Source organism: Acetivibrio ethanolgignens (assembly GCF_001461035.1).
In the GTDB taxonomy this organism is placed as follows: domain Bacteria; phylum Bacillota; class Clostridia; order Lachnospirales; family Lachnospiraceae; genus Velocimicrobium; species Velocimicrobium ethanolgignens.
Genome location: NZ_LNAM01000067.1, coordinates 1 through 1987, shown reverse-complemented (window position 1 = coordinate 1987; position 1987 = coordinate 1). Strand labels below are relative to the sequence as shown.

At 39.6% G+C, this 1987-nt stretch carries 4 protein-coding genes; 1 reads left to right on the top strand and 3 read right to left on the bottom strand.

The annotated features are described in order from the left end of the window. Nucleotides 1-238 precede the first annotated feature (238 nt). Genes ASU35_RS04155 through ASU35_RS04145 form a run of 3 tightly spaced genes read right to left on the bottom strand, consistent with a single transcriptional unit; the run spans nt 239 to nt 960 of the window. A complete protein-coding gene (locus ASU35_RS04155) occupies nt 239-532 on the bottom strand; it encodes a hypothetical protein (protein WP_058351798.1) in 294 nt (97 codons plus the stop codon). Next, nucleotides 513-716, bottom strand: coding sequence for a hypothetical protein (locus ASU35_RS04150; RefSeq protein ID WP_058351797.1), 204 nt, complete (start codon nt 714-716; stop codon nt 513-515). Before ASU35_RS04150 ends, ASU35_RS04155 begins: the two co-directional genes overlap by 20 nt. Beyond that, complete coding sequence (locus ASU35_RS04145) at nt 709-960, bottom strand: hypothetical protein (RefSeq protein ID WP_242861195.1); 252 nt, start codon at nt 958-960, stop codon at nt 709-711. Before ASU35_RS04145 ends, ASU35_RS04150 begins: the two co-directional genes overlap by 8 nt. Before the next feature lie 110 nt (nt 961-1070). Between ASU35_RS04145 and ASU35_RS04140 the strand changes: the two genes are divergently transcribed. After that, nucleotides 1071-1613 carry a hypothetical protein gene (locus ASU35_RS04140; protein WP_058351796.1) on the top strand — a complete coding sequence of 181 codons (543 nt, stop codon included), beginning with the start codon at nt 1071-1073 and terminating at the stop codon, nt 1611-1613. Nucleotides 1614-1987 lie beyond the last annotated feature (374 nt).

The window sequence follows — 1987 nt, the reverse complement described above, 5'->3', positions numbered from 1 at the left end:
AAAGTTGCCGGAATGAATGCCCGAAAACTGATCAGATATCTGACCGGTATAGTTAAAGTCGCCACTTATCCGGAAATAGCCTGAAAATCATATAGAAAATCAGCATATCCGTATGGAGAAAATACTCTCCAGGGAGTAAAGTGATTATTTTTGCGCACGACAAAAAGATAGATTGCATATCTGCCTCATAATGAAGTATAATAATGACGAGATTCAGGCTGGTCGATACCTAAAATCCCTATTTCTCTTTGGTCGGAGGTTGATAGGATATTTTCGGTTGTACCTGACAGATGTCAGGTATTTTTGTATGAGAAGCATGGTCTCCGTTATCAAGACGAATCCGGACGATCCGAAATTCAATATCGAAATAAGAACAGCATTCATCGAGAAAATCAAAATCCGTAGAAGGCTGGAGGATGGTATAAGTATCCGGATTGCCAAGGGTTTCCTTTGTATGACGTCTGGTAAGTGTTGTTCTTATGTAAGTATCGAATTCACTGTCAGGAAGATCATTAGGAAGAAAGAATACCATTGCTGTTGATATCCTTCCTGCGGATAACGAACTTCATTTTCTCCCGGATCAGGTGTGCAAAGGTATTAAAGCTCTCGTAGCCGTGGTCAGCCATAAGGATAGCAGGAACAGGGTCACGTGTGATGTTGACATCGGATCCATCGCAGGCCAGAAGCCGGTAACCGAGGTAAAGGCTGTCAGACAAAGCACGGCACTGTTCCGCAAATGTATGGAACAGAAAGAGAATGTTCATAGAAATCCAGGATTTCATTTGAAACCGATTTGCTCTGCATCTGAAGCATGAGCTGGATATAGTCATGGAAAGAAAGCTTGCGGTTTCTGGTGAAATCACTCTCTGGATTTTTACAGAACATGAAATGAATTTCCACCAGTTCTGCAATGCAGTTGTCGAGTGTTACTTTTAAATCAGATAAGAAAATACGAGCCATAGGGTGCCTCCTTGAAAAGTGTTTATAATCAAGGCTCGCGCACCATATATTGACCACTTTGTCAAGCTTTTTTTGAAAAAAGCTACAGAAATACAGAAAGGAAGAAAACTATGCAGTTGTATCAGTTTGAAAGAATCTATTCACAGATGGAAAAGGAATTCGGTAAGATGAGAAAAGGAGAAGAAGAGGTCTGTTCCATGCTTCTTTTGCCACTGGAGGAAAATGCATTGAAAGTACACCGGGAATTTCCATCTTCAAACAGCCGCCGGCTGCGGGAAGCCATTGCATTGGCACTGTTTGACATAAAAGAAAGATGTACGGGAGAAAAAGCAGATACCGGAAAATTCAGGAATGAAGATAATGAAAAACTGGAGAAAGCCTTACTCATGGCTTTTGATCCATATACAAATGTGGAAGTAATGGAACTTTTAAAACAGCAGGAAAATACAGAAGAGCTATCGCAGGAAATGCTGAAAAGCTATTACAAACTTCCGGTTATGTGTCTGTTAAGAATCAAGGATTCCATCGATACATGGGAGAAGAGGTCCGGAGCAGATGGATACTTTGATTTTATTGAAAGTTATATGGGAAGTCAGATAAAAGGAACCGAAATGAAATTCACTCTTATGAGTCCGGGATTATGGGAAATGTAATATTTTTTAAGTTTTGTGTAACATAAGAATAGCGGTTCCTGAAATTAGGAACCGCTGTAAAACTAGTTGAAACGGGATTAACTAAATGACATTGACGGATTTATAATGCCACTTATTTGTGCTTGAAAAGGCAGAACTTACACTGATTTATATGCTGTCTAAAACGAAGAAAGTTATTACAACTCCTCCTCCCGTGCCTTGTAGTGTAGTTTCTTGCAAACTATTTTACAGCACAGCGTAGAGAGTTGGAACACTTTCATTACTATTTGTGCCGCCAGCCGAAGGCGGCGGAATGGAGATTTATATGGAAATATTTAATTAGTGTCTGCTGATTAAACTAAAACACTTAATTTTACTGACTTTTACCTCGTTTT